General features: G+C 68.0%; 11 protein-coding genes. All 11 read left to right on the top strand.

Features of this window, described 5'->3' with window-relative positions:
- Positions 1-12: 12 nt before the first annotated feature.
- Positions 13-1560 carry an NADH-quinone oxidoreductase subunit M gene (locus EUC46_RS02750; protein WP_128772666.1) on the top strand — a complete coding sequence of 516 codons (1548 nt, stop codon included), beginning with the start codon at positions 13-15 and terminating at the stop codon, positions 1558-1560.
- Positions 1557-3119: an NADH-quinone oxidoreductase subunit NuoN gene (gene nuoN, locus EUC46_RS02745; protein ID WP_128772665.1), complete on the top strand. Its 1563-nt coding sequence runs from the start codon at positions 1557-1559 to the stop codon at positions 3117-3119. Before EUC46_RS02750 ends, nuoN begins: the two co-directional genes overlap by 4 nt.
- Positions 3116-4222: a polyprenyl synthetase family protein gene (locus EUC46_RS02740; RefSeq protein ID WP_128772664.1), complete on the top strand. Its 1107-nt coding sequence runs from the start codon at positions 3116-3118 to the stop codon at positions 4220-4222. Before nuoN ends, EUC46_RS02740 begins: the two co-directional genes overlap by 4 nt.
- Positions 4223-4514: 292 nt before the next feature.
- Entirely contained in the window at positions 4515-5864 is a 1350-nt protein-coding gene (locus tag EUC46_RS02735; protein WP_128772663.1) for a hypothetical protein, read from the top strand.
- A 430-nt stretch (positions 5865-6294) separates the two neighbouring features.
- The gene (locus EUC46_RS02730) at positions 6295-7782 is read left to right on the top strand and encodes an FAD-dependent oxidoreductase (protein ID WP_128772662.1); all 1488 of its coding nucleotides are present in this window, start codon (positions 6295-6297) and stop codon (positions 7780-7782) included.
- Positions 7783-8215: 433 nt separating this feature from the next.
- On the top strand, positions 8216-9064 hold the full coding sequence (locus EUC46_RS02725; RefSeq protein WP_164918733.1) for an alpha/beta fold hydrolase: 849 nt from the start codon (positions 8216-8218) through the stop codon (positions 9062-9064).
- A 100-nt stretch (positions 9065-9164) separates the two neighbouring features.
- Complete coding sequence (locus EUC46_RS02720) at positions 9165-9821, top strand: alpha/beta hydrolase (protein WP_128772660.1); 657 nt, start codon at positions 9165-9167, stop codon at positions 9819-9821.
- 143 nt (positions 9822-9964) lie between these two features.
- Complete coding sequence (htpX, locus tag EUC46_RS02715) at positions 9965-10831, top strand: zinc metalloprotease HtpX (protein ID WP_128772659.1); 867 nt, start codon at positions 9965-9967, stop codon at positions 10829-10831.
- Positions 10832-11164: 333 nt separating this feature from the next.
- Entirely contained in the window at positions 11165-12046 is an 882-nt protein-coding gene (locus tag EUC46_RS02710) for a DMT family transporter (RefSeq protein ID WP_128772658.1), read from the top strand.
- A gap of 118 nt (positions 12047-12164) precedes the next feature.
- Positions 12165-13478: an extracellular solute-binding protein gene (locus EUC46_RS02705; RefSeq protein ID WP_128772657.1), complete on the top strand. Its 1314-nt coding sequence runs from the start codon at positions 12165-12167 to the stop codon at positions 13476-13478.
- On the top strand, positions 13478-14404 hold the full coding sequence (locus EUC46_RS02700; protein ID WP_128772656.1) for a carbohydrate ABC transporter permease: 927 nt from the start codon (positions 13478-13480) through the stop codon (positions 14402-14404). Before EUC46_RS02705 ends, EUC46_RS02700 begins: the two co-directional genes overlap by 1 nt.
- Position 14405: the final 1 nt, after the last annotated feature.

The following is a 14405-nucleotide window of genomic DNA, read 5'->3' as shown; positions in this document are numbered from 1 at the left end:
GAGGACACAGACATGCAGTCCCTTCCCGCATCGCTGCCCGTGCTGAGCATCATGGTGCTCGTCCCCCTCACCGGGGCGGCCCTGCTGTGGGCGGTGCCCCCGTTGCGCCGTCAGGCCCGGGCCGTGGCCCTGGTCTTCTCCCTGGCTGCGCTCGCCGTCGGCGTCTGGGCCCTGTGCCTCTTCGACACCACCCGGGGCGCCACCATCCAGCTGGCCGAAGCCCGCCCCTGGATCCCCGCGCTGGGCACATCCTGGGCCCTGGGGGTCAACGCCCTGGGCCTGGCCATGATTCTGCTCGCGGCATTCCTGGTGCCGATCGTGCTCCTGGCCTCCTGGGGCGAGGTGCCCGCCGACCGTCAAGCCCTCTTCTCCGGGCTGGTGCTGGTCCTGGAGGCGTTCATGGTCGTCATCTTCGCCGCTCGCGACGTCTTCCTGTTCTACATCTGCTTCGAGGCCATGCTCATCCCGGTGTACTTCCTCATCGGGGGCTTCGGAGGACCCGGACGGCGCCGTGCCGCCCTGAAATTCCTCCTGTACTCCCTGGCCGGCGGCCTGGTCATGCTTCTGGGCGTCATGGCCCTGCTCGTTTACGGCCCCGGCGGCGAGACCGCCTACCACCTGGACACCCTGGCCGCCGGCATTGCCGCCCCCACGGGCGTGCGCCGCTGGATCTTCGCCTCCTTCTTCATCGCCTTCGCCATTAAGGCCCCCATGGTGCCCCTGCACACCTGGCTGCCCGACACCGCTGAGCAGGCCACCCCGGGCACCTCTGTCCTCCTCATTGGCGTTCTGGACAAGATCGGCACCTACGGCATGATTTCCCTCGTGCTGCCGCTCTTCCCCGAGGCCTCCGCCTGGGCGGCCCCCGTCATTGTGGTGCTGGCCGTGGTCGGCATTATTTACGGCGGCCTGGCCGCCATTGGCCAGGACCACCTCTACCGGCTCATCTCCTACACCTCCATCAGCCACTTCGGCTTCATGGTGCTGGGGATCTTCGTGGGCAGTCGGGTGGCGGCCACCGGGGCCATGGTCTACATGGTCGCCCACGGCCTGTCCATTGCCGGGCTCTACCTGGTGACCGGCTTCCTGGCGCGGCGCACCGGCACGGTGTCCATAAGCGAACTCGGTGGTATTGCCCGCGTCATGCCCCTGGTGGCCGGCACCTTCCTGGTCTCCGGCCTGGCCTCCATCGCCTTGCCGGGCCTGAGCGGCTTCGTGCCGGAGTGGATGGTCCTGACCGGTACTTTCTCCGTCTCGGTGCCCCTGGGGGTTGTGGCCGCCCTGGGGGTGGTCATTGCCGCCGTCTACGTGCTCCTGCCCTACCAGCGGGTGTTCACCGGCGCTCCGGCGCCCGAGCGCGTGGGCGGCACCGACCTTGACGGGCGCGAGAAACTCGTCCTGGTCCCGGTCATCGCCGCCATGCTCGCCCTGGGCCTGGCCCCCGCCGTCGTGACCGACACCCTCGACGGCGTCGCCGAGCAGATCTCCACCGTCACGAGCCAGGAACAGGCCGCCAGCGCCGCCCTGGACGTCCCCACCGCCGAAGGGACCCGCCAGTGAACGTCACCGCCCCACCGATCAACTGGGCCGGACTCGCCCCGGCCATTATTGTCCTGGGAGCCGGGGTACTCGGCGTCCTGGTGGAGACCTTCGTGGCCCGGCGCGCTCGCCTGATCACCCAGGCGACCCTGGCGGTGCTGGCCATTCTCGCCGCAGGGGTGGCCGTCGTCGTGCGCTGGGACGGGCTGTCATTGCCCGGCGACGGCGCGCCGATCGCCGGCCTGACCGAGGACCCCTTCGCGCTGGCGGCCCAAGGCATCCTCCTGATCATTGGCTTCCTGGCCGTCCTCGTCATGGCCGACCCCACCACCGTCGGCGACTCCGCCTTCACCGCCCAGGCCGCGGACCGGCCCGGCAGCGCCGAGGAGAGCGAGTCCATCCATGCCCAGTGGAGAACCACCGAGGTCTTCCCCCTGACGCTGTTCTCCCTGGCCGGCATGATGCTCTTCGCCCTGGCCAGTGACCTCGTGAGCCTGTTCGTCGCCCTGGAGCTCATTTCCCTGCCCCTGTACATTATGACGGCCACCGCCCGCCACCGCCGCCTGCTCAGTCAGGAGGCGGCCCTGAAGTACTTCATGCTGGGCGCCTTCGCCTCGGCCTTCCTGCTCATGGGGGCCGCCCTCCTCTACGGCTTCTCCGGCTCAGTGACCTACTCCGATATTGCCGGCGCCATTGCCATGGGATCCGTGGCGGGCATGGACTGGCTGCTCCTGGCCGGTGTGGTACTCGTGACCGTTGGCCTGCTGTTCAAGGTGGCGGCCGCCCCCTTCCACGCCTGGAGCCCGGACGTCTATCAGGGTGCTCCCACGCCCGTCACCGGGTTCATGGCCGCCGGCGTCAAGGCCGCCGCCTTTCTGGCCCTCATCCGCTTCTACTATGTCATTGCGGGGAATCTGGGCTGGGACCTGGCCCCCTTCCTGTGGGCGGTGGCCGCACTGACCATGGTGGTGGGCACCGTCGTCGGCGTTGTGCAGGGCGACGTTAAGCGCATGCTCGCCTACTCGGCGATCGCTCACGCCGGGTACATGCTCATCGGCCTGCTCGCCTTGAGCGTCGCCGGCATCCAGTCGTTGCTCTTCTACGCCCTGGCCTACGGCGTGGCCACCATTGGGGCTTTTGGCGTGGTCGCCCTGGTGCGGGTCGGTCACGACGGCGCCGCCGGGGCCGAAGCCACCGACCTGGAGTCCTTCAAGGGGCTGGGCCGTCACCACCCCTGGCTGGCCGGCGCCATGACCGTATTCCTGCTGTCCTTCGCCGGCATCCCCCTGACCAGCGGCTTTATCGCCAAATTCGAGCTCTTCGTCTCCGGTGTGGGCGGGGGGGCCACCGGTCTGGTGGTGTTGGCTATAGCCTCCAGTGCGGTTACAGCCTTCTTCTACATGCGCCTCATTGTTCTCATGTTCTTCCACACCCCGCAGGACGGGCGGGTGGTCGTGGTGGAGTCCATGGGCCCCTCCCTGTCGGCGATCGGTATGGCTGTGATCCTCACCGTGGTGCTGGGCGTTGTGCCCCAGGCGGTTCTGATGCTGCTGAGTAACGCCGCTATGCTCGTGCCGTGATCGGATCGTTCTCGCTTGGTGCCCCCCAATTGGAGGGCCGGATCAATCCTGCTCTTGAGGCCATTGAAGAGCGTTTGCTCCAGGTCGTGCGCAGCGCCGATGAGACCATTAACCCGCCCACCTCCCATTTGGCGGCAGCCGGGGGCAAGCGCATGCGGCCGATCCTGACCCTGCTGACGGCTCAACTGGGCGACCCGGCCCTGGCCGTGGGCGAGAAGGTCCGCGACGCCGGCGTCGCCGTCGAGCTCACCCATATCGCCACCCTCTACCACGACGACGTCATGGATGAGGCCCCCTTGCGCCGCGGCGCCCCCAGCGCCCAAAAAGTGTGGGGCAACTCCGCGGCGATCCTCACCGGCGACGTGCTAGTGGCGCGCGCCTCCCAGCTGGTGGTGGCGCTGGGGTCGCAGGCGATGCACTCCCATGCCAAGACCTTTGAGCGCCTGTGCATGGGCCAACTCCGTGAGACTCTTCCGCGCCCGGCGGACACCGACCCGGTCGAGCACTACCTCCAGATCCTGGCGGATAAGACCGGATCCTTGATTGCCATATCCGCCCGCTACGGGGCCATGCTCACCCAGGCCGGTGCGCGCACGGAGCAGATCGTTGAGGAGTTCGGGGAGCACCTGGGGGTGGCCTTCCAGTTGGCCGACGACGTCATTGACCTCACCAGTGACTCCCAGATCACCGGCAAGACCCCCGGCACCGACCTGCGTGAGGGCGTGGACACCATGCCCGTCCTCCTCCTGCGCCAGGCGTTGGCGGCCGGCGAGCTCGACGCGGCGGGCCAGTCAATCCTGTCCACCCTTTCCAGCGCGAGCCTGTCCGATGATGCGGTCCTGGCCGACGTCGTGGGGCGGCTGCGCCTCCACCCGGTGCTGGCGCGCACCCGGGCCATGGCCGCGCAGTGGGCCGATGATGCGGTCGCCGCCCTCGACGGCCTGGAGGAGGCGGTCCTGGAGGGAACAACCGCCCGCCTCGATGCCGAGGGCGTCACCGGGGCCGACCGGCGGGCCGCCCTGGCCGACGCGAGCGAGCGGGTAGCCCAGGTGCACTCAGCCATGGAGGAGCTGGCGCGCCTGCTCGTCAACCGCGCCGCCTGAGCCGCAACGTCCCCCGCTCGTCCCCCGGCGCCCCCACCCCCCAACTGGCGCACCCCCACCCCCAACAAAATCCTCACAGCACACCTTCCGTGGACGTTGTGCTGTGAGGATTTTGTTGGAGGGGCCGGAGGGGCGGGAGGGGCTGGTGGCCCTGGACGTGCGTTCGATGCCACCGCGCCCCCAATGGGGAGGACTGCCCTACCCGGGCGCTGGGGCTCCGGTCTCGCCCCATCCCGACCCGGTATAGGGCGAGTTTTCGAGACCCTTCCCCATATTCACCTCCTGGAGTGTCATGCAGCGTCGCGCCTTCCTGTCCTTGTCTGCCTCCGCGCTCGGCCTTGCCGGAGCCGTAACCCTGGCATCTTGCGGGTCCTCCGACAACACCTCCTCCACGGGTGCGAGCACCGCATCGGCCAGCGTCGAACCGACGACGCACACGCCGGTCAAGGCCTCAGACACCGAGTCCTCTCCCACGGCCTTCGGCGAGCCGGTGACCCTTAGCCCCTTCATCACCGGCTGCTGCTTCAACCAGATGATGTCGTCGCAGTTCGCGGTCTTCTGGACCAGCCCCTCCATGATCGATCACTCTAACTACTCCGGGTACGTCGACCTCGCAGACCTGACCACCTCGCTCCTCATGGCCGATGCCGGCACCGGCGAGTACCGGGTGGTCGTTCTCAAGGACGAGGACGCCAGCGCCGTCGCCACCGTACCGGGGGCCGCCTACACCATGACCGCCGGACGCGCGGTCGTCACCGAGGAGGCGGCCTACTTCCTGGCCGGGCTGAGCGCCGCCTCAAAGGACGGGCAGGCCGCCACGCAGAGCGTGGACCTGGTCAAGGTGGAGCTCGCCACCGCCGCCGTGTCCAGCACCTCCCTGTGGACCGACGTTGACGCCTCCTCGGTCGACCAGCACGAGGTGCTCCTGTCCGATGACGGCGCCGCCGTCATCGTGATGACTACTGATCGCTGCGTGGCCGTCTCCACTGCGGACCTGTCAGTCCTCCACGAGCGGGACATTAAGACCTCTGACGAGTTGGTCGGCCGGTACCTCGCCGTCAGCAACGGCGATGCCACTGACATCGTCTCCCTGACCGATGGTTCTGTCGCTTACAGCGTCCCCGCCGGCTCCGTGCTCCTGGCGGTCTTCGGCACCTGGGCCTACGTCGGCACGAAGGGCACCGGCCTGGCGGTCATGGACATCGAGGCCCTCAATGCCGTCGACCTCACGTCCGGGGCCCTCACCCCGGTCAAGACCCCTCCCCCCGACAGCATGACGCTCACCTCCGTCGGTCAGGGCATGGCCTTCACGTCCCTGGCCAACGGGTACCTCGTCACCTGCGGAATCGACGCCTTCGAGGTGCGCGAGCCCGGGGCCGCGGAGCCGCTGTTCACGCTGAACGGGGCCAGGGGCGAGGATATCCCGGACAGCGCCGTGGTCCACGGCAGCACCATCTACGCCACGTACCGGAACTCCGACAAGACGCTGCACCTGCTGTCCCTTAGCGACGGATCGAAGATCTCCACCACCCCCTACCCCGCCTCGGAGCTGCGCGCCCTCAACCATTTCGTGGCGCTGTCCAAGCAGGTGAACGGCCAGCCCGAGGCCTCCGAGCTGTTCATCCCTGCGACCAAGTGGTGAGAACGCCGGATGTCATGAGGATGCGCTGACCCGGGGCCTGAGCCGCCCTGCGCCGAGGCCGGGCGAACACATCGCCCGGCGTCGGCGCAGGGGCTCACATCGGGCTCGCAGCGCACTCACGGTCAGGAGGCGAGCTCGGCGCGAGCAACGATCGAACTCGGCCGAACTCGGCGGAACCCGGGCGAACCCGGCCGAACTCGACAGAACTCGGCCACGGGGGTGCCGGGCGGCGACTTCTCGGACGCGACACGGCTCGAGCCCCGGGGCGCACCACCCGGTTAGGTCGGGGAGGCGCTGTTGGCCCCGCACGTGTGTCGGACGCCATGAGGCCGTGATGCGGCCGCCCCCTAAACTAAGGCAGCGCTACTGCCGGTGCCGCCCGGCCCCGGTCCGCCCAGTCTCATCCCGCCGCTTAGGAAACGAAAGAGCAGTGAACGCACGTCCTCTCAGTGTCGCCGTCATCGGTGCCGGTCCCGCCGGCATCTACGCCTCCGACATCCTGTCCAAATCCGGGCTGGCGGTGAATATCGACCTTTTTGAGCGCCTTCCCGCCCCCTACGGGTTGGTGCGCTACGGCGTCGCCCCCGATCACCCGCGCATTAAGCAGATCATTGTGGCCCTCTACAAGATCCTCCAGCGCGGGGACATCCGCCTGGTGGGCAATGTGGAGGTCGGTCGCGACATCTCCGTGGCGGAACTGCGCGAGCACTACGACGCCCTCATCTTCTCCACCGGCGCCGACGTCGATGCGCCCCTGGACATTCCCGGCGTAGACGCCCCCGAGTGCCACGGTGGCGCCGACTTCGTCTCCTGGTACGACGGTCACCCCGACCACCCCCGCACCTGGGACCTGGCGGCCAAGGAGGTCGCCGTCATTGGGGTCGGCAATGTCGCCCTGGACATTGCCCGCATATTGGCCAAGCACGCCGAGGACCTGATGGTCACCGAGGTCCCCGAGAACGTCGCCGAAATCCTGAAAGCAGCACCGACCAGGGACGTCCACGTCTTCGGCCGCCGCGGCCCCGCCCAGGTCAAGTTCACCCCGCTGGAGCTGCGCGAGCTGGGGAAGCAGCCCGACGTCGATGTTGTGGTCGACGAGGAGGACTTCGAGTACGACGCCGGAAGTCAGGAGGCGCTTCGCTCCTCCAACCAGCAGCGCCAGGTGGTTAAGGCCCTGGAGGGCTACGCCATGCAGGAGCCCGAGGACCTCACCGCCTCGCGCCGCATCCACATCCATCTCTTCCAGGCCCCGGCGGAGGTTCTCACCGACGAGGCCGGCCATGTGCGCGCCCTGCGCACCGAGCGCACTCGCCTGACCGGCGACGGCACGGTTGTGGGCACCGGTGAGTTCCACGACTGGCCCGTCCAGGCCGTCTACCGCGCCATTGGCTACGCCGGCAGCCCCATTGAGGGCCTGCCCTTCGATAACGAGCACCACGTCATCCCCAATGCCGGTGGGCGCGTCCTGGACCAGGACGGGGAGCCGGTCACCGGGGTGTACGCCACCGGCTGGATTAGGCGCGGTCCCGTCGGACTCATTGGCTCCACCAAATCCGACGCCCAGGAGACCATTACCAACCTCGTGGCCGACGCCGGTGCGGGTCTGCTGCACGCCACCACCGCCGACGAGTCCCAGATCGGTCACGAGGCGGTCATGACCCTGCTCAAGAAGCGCGGCGTGCCCTTCACCACCTGGGAGGGTTGGGAGCTGCTCGACGCCTACGAGCGCGAGCTCGGCGAGGCCTACGGCGACGTTACGGTGAGCAGCGGGGCTGCCAAGCCGCGCGAGCGGGTCAAGGTCGTCTCCCGCGAGGCGATGACGGCGATTTCGCGCGGTCAGGAAGCCCCCGGCGACCTCATTGGCCAGCCCGAGGCCGATCGGGTTCCGGCACGCGTCGCCGGTCGGCTGGAGGGCTGAGCGCCCTCCCAAGGGCCGGGTCGCCCGCCGGAGGACCGGGCCTGGGCGTCTGGCACCGCGATCACCTCGCGCGGGCCGGGTCGCCCGCCGGAGTGCCGGGCCCCGGTCGGGTCACGGCTGCCCCAGCAGCCCGCCGGCGCCGTCGGCGTCCCCGGGTGGTGCCGGCCGGTGCGCGGCGGATGAGACGGGCGTGAGCGTTCGGCCGCATTCGGGCGGAGACCCCTCCTTCTAGTGGAAAAGGCGCGGATTCGCACAGGATCAACCAATAGGAGGATCAACACGATCGAGCGCCATATTTAAAGTCACCCTCATGATATCGATGAACAGATTCCGTACCGGGGCGCTGCCGCTGGTCGCTGTAACAAGCTTCTGTCTGGCCCTCTCAGCGTGCACCGCAAGCACCTCATCCAACTCGTCGGCTCGGGCGACCCCTGTGGCGGAGACGTCGGCCCCGCCGATTCCGGCCGGACTGGAGTCCTTCTACGGGCAGAAGATCGACTGGAGCGCCTGCGAGGACGAGGCCTCCTTCCAGTGCGCCACCGCTCAAGTGCCCCTCGACTACGCCAATCCAACCGGGCAGACGATCGACATCGCCCTCAAGAAGCTGCCCTCGACCTCGGGTGAGCCGATCGGCACCTTGTTCGTTAACCCCGGCGGTCCCGGCGGCAGCGGAGTGGAGCACGTCTCGGCGGGCGAGGCGGCCTTCTCCGCCGACCTGCGCTCCAATTTCGACATTATCGGCTTCGACCCTCGCGGTGTGGGGGCCTCTGCGCCCCTGACCTGTCTGAGCCCCGAGGAGATCGATCAGGCGGCCAAGGCGGCAACCGGCCAGGCCGCCTCGTCGGCCGACGACAGCGCGTCAAAGCGGAACAAGGAGGAGTCCGTCCAGGCCTCAATCCAGGACGGCCAGGAGACGGCCGCCAAGTGCGAGCAGAACTCGTCGGTTCCCGGCATTATCGACCACATGGACACCGCCTCGGTCGTCCAGGATCTCGATATTCTGCGAGCGACGTCCGGGGACCCCCGCCTGTACTTCATGGGGGCCTCCTACGGCACCTACCTCGGGGCTCGCTACGCTGAGATGTTCCCCGCCAATGTGGGGCGCATGGTCCTGGATTCCGCCCAGGACCCCTCGTTGCAGAACGCGCAGATCGGCCTGGACCAGGCCGCGGCAATCGAGGGCAGCGTGCGCACCTACGTCGAGCACTGCCAGGCCGGTGAGGACTGCCCCTGGGACTACCAGGGCACAATGGCCTATCCCGTAGCACTGCCAGGCCGGTGAGGACTGCCCGCTGACGGGAACCCCTGACGAGGGCCTGAGCCAGCTGCGCACCCTCATTGACAATGCCAACGCCACCCCGCTGCCGACCTCCCAGGAGGGTGTGACCGTTGATGGCGCCACCATCTCGAGCACCCTGGTCCAGCTCATGTACGACGACTCCACCTGGGACACCCTGACTTCCGCTCTGCGCGCCGCCATGAGGAACAACGACGGCACCGAGTTGTCCACCCTGGCCACTGCCGCCGAAGGCGGGGGCGACGCCGAGCAGGACCCGGAGAAGGCCGCTCAGGCCCAGGCGCAGAAGGCCGCCAATGAATCCGCCATGAGCGCTATTGACTGCCTCGACTATCCGGTGCGCGGCGACCAGGCGCAGTGGGACGAGCAGGCCGCCACGATCAAGGAGACCGCTCCTACCGTCGGTCAGGGCCTGGGGTACCGTGACGCCTTCTGCCAGGGCTGGGGGCACAGCACCGACCACGAGCCCGCAGCCGTGCGCGCCGAGGGGTCCGCCCCGATTCTGGTCGTGGGCATCACCGGCGACCCGGCCACGCCCTACCACTGGTCTCAGGCGCTGGCCTCACAGCTGGAGTCCGGCCGGCTGCTGACCGTCGAGGGCAACGGGCACGGCGCCTACCGGCTCAAGGGCGCCTGCGTCGACAACGCCGTGGACTCCTACCTCCTGCGCGGTGAGCTCCCCGATGAGGGGACGACCTGCAAGGCCGAGCCCGCCGCCGCGGCCGCTACCACGACCGGCTGAGACCGGCTGAGACAGAGGCGCATAAGTACTGCGGAGCTGGTCTTACCGCTCGTCCCGGGCGGTGAGACCAGCTCCGAGCGCCCTTTATCACGATTATTCACGATTATTACGGTCCCTCAGCGAAAACATCTAGGATCGCCGTTATGACGGGTACAAACCACCACAACGGGCTCAAGACCGCCATTCTCATGGGCGGTCTGTGGGCCCTGCTCCTCCTGCTCGGCTGGGTGCTCGCCGAGGGCACCGGGTCGTCGATCTGGCTGTTCATTATGCCGCTGATCGGCATTGGACAGACGGCCTACACCTACTGGAACTCCGATAAGCTCGCCGTGCGCTCCATGGGCGCCATTGAGGTCACTGAGGCCCAGCAGCCCGTCATGCACGCGGTTGTGCGGGAGCTGTCCACAGCCGCCGGCCAGCCCATGCCACGCCTGTACGTCGCCCCGACCATGAGTCCCAACGCCTTCGCCACTGGGCGCGATCCCGCCCATGCCGCCGTGTGCTGTACCCAGGGCATTCTTCAGCTTCTCAACGAGCGTGAACTGCGCGGGGTTCTGGGCCATGAGCTCTCCCACGTCTACAACCGCGACATTCTTACCGGCTCGGTGGCCGCCGGTATTGCCGGGGTCATCTCCTCGGTATCCACCATGATCCTGTGGTTCGGGGGAGGGGGCCGCGACCGGGACAAGGGCAATCCGATCGCGGTACTCCTGATGGCGCTGCTGGCGCCCCTGGCCGCCTCCCTGACTCAGTTCGCCGTCTCACGTACCAGGGAATACGACGCCGACCACGACGGCGCGGTTCTGACCAACGACCCGCTGGCCCTGGCCAGCGCCCTGCGCAAGATCGACGGCGGCATCGCAGTGGCCCCCATGGCTCATGACCCGCGCGTTGAGCCGGTCAGCGCCATGATGATCGCCAACCCCTTCGGCGGGATCCGCAATCTTTTCGCCACGCACCCGCCCATGGATCAGCGCATTCGCCGTCTGGAGCAGATGGCCGGGTACTGACGGCACTTGACGGCACTGACGCTACTGAGACGCTACTGACGGGATCGCTCAACACCCCGACTTCGTCCCCCGGGGGCAGCCGGGTAGTGCGGCGGCGCCCGCCCCTGGCGCGCCCGGCCCAACCCATCCCCTGAGTACGCCTGGGCGGCGGCGAACCGCGGCGAACCGTGGCGGCCCGATCGGGGCGCCGCCCGGGGGAGTGCGATCCCGCGGTCGCGCCCTTGTACTGGGGCGGCACAGCGCTGCATAATCTCCCCAACGCTCTGTGAAACCGGTACCATTCCTGTTGCGGAGCTGATTCTCCCCCGACATCCCGCTTGCCAGGAGCCCGTCATGCACCGACTTGCAGCTGCTGCGCCCGCCGCGGCGCTGCTGGTCGTCACGGCCGTGTGGGGCTCGACCTTCATTGTCCTCAAAGACACGCTGAACTACGTCGCGGCCACGGACTTCCTGGCTGTGCGCTTCACCCTCGCAGCCCTGATCATGGTCTGCGCCACCGCACCCCGCCTGCGTCAGCTCAGCGGAGGGCAGTGGGGACGAGGGGTGCTTCTGGGGGCCGTCTACGGCCTGGCCCAGATCCTTCAGACCGTGGGCCTGAAAACCACGGACGCCGCCGTCTCCGGCTTCATCACCGGCATGTACGTGGTGCTCACCCCCCTCCTGCTGTTCCTCATTGCGCGCACGCCCATGAGCCGAACCGCCCTGACCGCCAGTGTCATGGCGCTGGTGGGCCTGGGGGTCCTGAGTCTGCGCGGGTTCGCGTTCTCCGGCGGGGCCGCCATCACCTTCGGCGGCTCCCTCGTCTACGCCCTGCACATTGTCCTGCTCGGCGCGCTGTCCCGCGACCAGGATGCGGCGGCCCTGACCGCCACGCAGATGATTGGCATCGCCGGCATCTGCTCCCTGAGCGCCCTCCCGGGGGGCGTCGCTATTCCCTCGACCGCCAGGGTCTGGGGCCCCCTGCTCTACATGGTCCTGGCCTCGGGCATTGCCACCATGTTCTTACAGACCTGGGCCCAGGCGCGGATGAGTTCAACGCGTGCGGCGGTGATCATGACCTGCGAGCCGGTCTTCGCGGCCCTCTTCGCCACCATCATTGGTCACGAGCCGGTGACCCCGCGCCTTGTTCTTGGCGGGTCGCTCATTGTGGGTGCCATGCTCATGGCGGAGCTCGGCGCGCGCCCATCGTGGCGGTATTGCGAAGCAGACCCCTGAGTCACCCCCTCCAGTCCCTCACCCGCCGCCTCGCCCGCCCGAGGGCCATCTCAACGATTCCACCCGACCAACACAACAACGTCAGCAACGGCATTATCAACGAGGTAAGGACACAGCCATGAACACCATTCTCCTGACCCGCCGCAACCTCATGCGCCTGTCGGCACTGACGGCGGCCCTGGGCGCAACAGCCGCCACCACCTCCTGCTCCGGGTCATCCAACTCCTCGGGGGGCAAGGGGTCGGTGACCTGGTCCACCTGGGGATCGCCTGAAGAGCTGACGCTCCTGGAGGAGTTCAATGACCACTTCAGGTCCAAGCACCCGAAGATCACCCTCACCTTCCAGCCAGTCGCCTCCTACGAGGAGTACCACACCAAACTGCTCGCCCAGCTGTCCTCCGGGACCGCCCCGGACGTGTTCTACATTGGCGACGACCGGGTCGCCTCCGTGATCCCCAATAAGGTGCTTCAGCCCCTTGACGCGCAGCTGACCGCAGCGGGCTCACCCATCACCAAGGAGAACTTCAGCGCTGAGGTCTACGGCATCGCTGAACTCGACGGCGCTCTGTACGCCCTGCCCAACGACGTCAACCCGGACGCCTGGTGGTACAACAAGAACGTCCTCAAAGCCGCGGGCGTCACCGAGGATCCGGCCGAGCTCGCGGCCTCGGGGAAGTGGACCACTGAGGCCTTCCTGGCCATGAGCAGCGCCATTAAGGCGGCGGGCCTGAGCACACTGGCCTTCTGGAACTACTGGGCGACCCACGCCTCGTGGATGACCAGCCAAGGAGGCGCCGTCTACGACGATCAGGGTCACTACGTGGCCAATACCGATGCGCTCAGCGTCGCGGCCATGGAGCAGTTCGCCGCCCGCTGCCAGGCGGGGGAGTTCCTTATCGCCGACGACCTGCCCGAGGGCGGCGACGCCGACACCCTCTTCCTCACCGACAAGCTGGCATTCTTCGCCCAGGGGCGCTACACCACCAATACCCTCACCAGCGCCGGGGTGGACCTGAGCGGCTACGACGTCGTCTGCTGGCCCACCCCCCAGGGCACCCCGGCCCCCACCGGTCTGGCCGCCTCCTTCCTGGCCATTAACGCCAAGGCGGCCGACGTCGAGGCGGCCTACACCTTCTTCAGCGACTTCCTCAGCGCCGAGGGGCAGCGCATCCGCCTGGCCTCGGGCACAGCGGTGCCCTCCATCGCCGGGGCCGACGACCTGGTCACCGACGCCGGGTTCCCCGCCCACGCGCAAACCCTGCTCGACATGCGCGACGAGGGCTACACGAACTACCGCACCGAGGCCGCCGTGGCGGGACTGTCGGGCAAGATCTCCACCGACTGCATGCTGCCCCTCTATCAGGGCAAGCTGACGGCACAGGCGGCGCTGGACAACGCAGCCGCCCTCGTGGCCAAGGAGGCGCAGGCCTAATGGCCGTGGCCGACCTGCCCGCCACGACCCGGCCGGCGGGGGCGCGCCGGGGCTGGCGCGTCAAGGACAGGCGCAATGGGTACGGCTTCGTCGCCCCGCAGGTCCTGGGCCTGCTCGTCTTCACCGTCGTCCCGTTCGCTGTGGCGCTGGCCCTGGCCTTCACCGAGTGGAATGGATTCGGGGTACCGAGCTGGGTCGGGCTGGCGAACTTCACCGACCAGCTCGCCGATCCGCTCCTGCGCCGGGCGGTGCTCAATACCCTGGCGATCGCGCTCATTACCGTGCCGGTGGGCCTGGGCCTGTCGATTGTTGTGGCGGTGCTCCTTCAAGGGGTGCGCTTCAAGTCCTTCTACATGGTCATGATCTTCACCCCGGTGGTTACCAGCTCGGTGGCCGTGGCCCTCATCTGGCAGCAGATCCTCCGCAAGGACGGCCTCCTGAGCCGGACCATTGCCGCTATCGCCCCCGTGGAGCCGCCGAACTGGCTGGGCGACCCCAGGCTGGCGCTCATCGCGGTGTGCCTGGTGACGGTCTGGTCCTCGCTAGGACTCAATGTCGTCATCTTCCAGGCCGGTCTTCAGAGCATCCCGCCCGCGGTCATGGAGGCGGCCACTCTTGACGGCGCCGGCCCGGTGCGCCGCTTCTTCAGCATCACCTTGCCGCTGCTGAGCCCAACGATCTTCTTCCAGACGATCATTGCCCTCATTAGCTCCTTGAAGACCTTCGACCTGGTCTTCATCCTGGTGACGAACGCCGGACCGGACCACGCGACGCGCACCATCGTCTATCACATCTACGACCTGGGGTTCCGCAGCTCACGATTCGGCCTGGCCAGCGCCGCCTCCGTGATCCTCCTGGTGCTCACGGTCGCCATAACCCTGATCCAGTTCGCCGGAGAGCGGCGCCTGGTCCACTACGAGGATTGAC

Origin of the sequence: Actinomyces oricola (genome assembly GCF_004104015.1) — a bacterium.
GTDB classification, from domain to species: Bacteria; Actinomycetota; Actinomycetes; order Actinomycetales; family Actinomycetaceae; genus Actinomyces; species Actinomyces oricola.
Note: the sequence above shows the minus strand (reverse complement) of the source record. Positions and strands in the feature narration are given on the sequence as shown.

Coding starts and splice junctions, on each gene's coding strand:
- EUC46_RS02750 (WP_128772666.1), top strand. CDS start 13: ATGCAGTCCCTTCCCGCATCGCTGCCCGTGCTGAGCATCATGGTGCTC.
- EUC46_RS02735 (WP_128772663.1), top strand. CDS start 4,515: ATGCAGCGTCGCGCCTTCCTGTCCTTGTCTGCCTCCGCGCTCGGCCTT.
- htpX (WP_128772659.1), top strand. CDS start 9,965: ATGACGGGTACAAACCACCACAACGGGCTCAAGACCGCCATTCTCATG.
- EUC46_RS02710 (WP_128772658.1), top strand. CDS start 11,165: ATGCACCGACTTGCAGCTGCTGCGCCCGCCGCGGCGCTGCTGGTCGTC.
- EUC46_RS02705 (WP_128772657.1), top strand. CDS start 12,165: ATGAACACCATTCTCCTGACCCGCCGCAACCTCATGCGCCTGTCGGCA.
- EUC46_RS02700 (WP_128772656.1), top strand. CDS start 13,478: ATGGCCGTGGCCGACCTGCCCGCCACGACCCGGCCGGCGGGGGCGCGC.